Origin of the sequence: Vibrio sp. Vb1755, assembly GCF_033338635.1 — a bacterium.
GTDB lineage: Bacteria > Pseudomonadota > Gammaproteobacteria > Enterobacterales > Vibrionaceae > Vibrio > Vibrio alginolyticus.
Genome location: NZ_JAWOTA010000308.1, coordinates 1 through 1,109, shown reverse-complemented (window position 1 = coordinate 1,109; position 1,109 = coordinate 1). Strand labels below are relative to the sequence as shown.

Sequence of the window (1,109 nt, the reverse complement as noted above, 5' to 3'; positions counted from 1 at the left end):
TTGAGGGTTAGTGCGAGCTTGATTCCCTTCGTAATAGCCAGTTGGGCTTGGATTCAACGCGCCCACCAGCTGAAAACGAGCAGGAAAACGCGTTTTTCCTTGTGCGCGCGAAATGATGATCTCACCCGACTCCAGTGGTTCTCGTAACGAGTCCAACACTTTACGGTCAAACTCCGGCATTTCATCAAGGAACAATAACCCATTGTGAGCCAAAGAAATCTCTCCCGGTCTTGGCACCGAGCCACCACCAACTAATGCAGCCATCGAACTGGAATGGTGCGGCGCACGAAACGGACGCGACTTCCAGTTGTGCTCATTAATCTCACTTTGCGTCAGTGATGCGACTGAAGCCGTTTCCATCGCTTCTTCGTCGCTCATCTCCGGCAGTAAGTCGCATAAACGCGATGCCAGCATGGTTTTTCCTGTACCAGGAGGACCAAGAAAAAGTAGGTTGTGGTTTCCAGCCGCCGCAATTTCTAGAGCACGCTTGCCTTGTTGCTGGCCAATGATGTCTTGTAGATCTCGACCATGTTTTTCAACCGTTTTTCGCTTCGGAGTTTGATAAAGATTGAGACGATGCTGACCACATAACTCTGCACACACCTCAAGTAAGGATTGCGCTGACTTATGTTGCTCTTTGCCCACCAGCGCCGCTTGATCACCATTGACATGAGGCACCACCAAATGACGTCCTACTTTGCTTGCAGCCAACGCGGCAGGAAGCACACCTTTGACAGGTCTTAATCCTCCAGACAGGGCTAATTCGCCAATAAATTCGTAGTTTTTGAGCCTATCTGTCGCGATTTGCTCTGAAGCCGCCAAAATACCCAATGCGATAGGCAAATCAAAACGGCCGCCTTCTTTAGGTAAATCCGCTGGGGCCAAATTGACCGTAATGCGCTTGGCTGGAAACTGGAAATTTGAATTGATGATCGCACTGCGTACACGATCTTTGGATTCCTTTACCGTAGTCTCCGGCAACCCAACGAGAGTAAAGCCGGGCATGCCATTACTGATATGCACTTCCACACTAACTGACGGCGCTTGCACCCCGACACTTGCACGACTATGAATGATTGCCAGCCCCATAAACTCCCCAATCTATTGAA

Annotated in this window: 1 protein-coding gene; it reads right to left on the bottom strand. The window is 49.9% G+C overall.

Translation table 11 applies throughout. The annotated features are described in order from the left end of the window. The coding region (locus R7E00_RS24770; RefSeq protein ID WP_318124866.1) for a YifB family Mg chelatase-like AAA ATPase at positions 1-1,089 on the bottom strand (1,089 nt) is incomplete at its 3' end. Between the last annotated feature and the right edge of the window lie 20 nt (positions 1,090-1,109).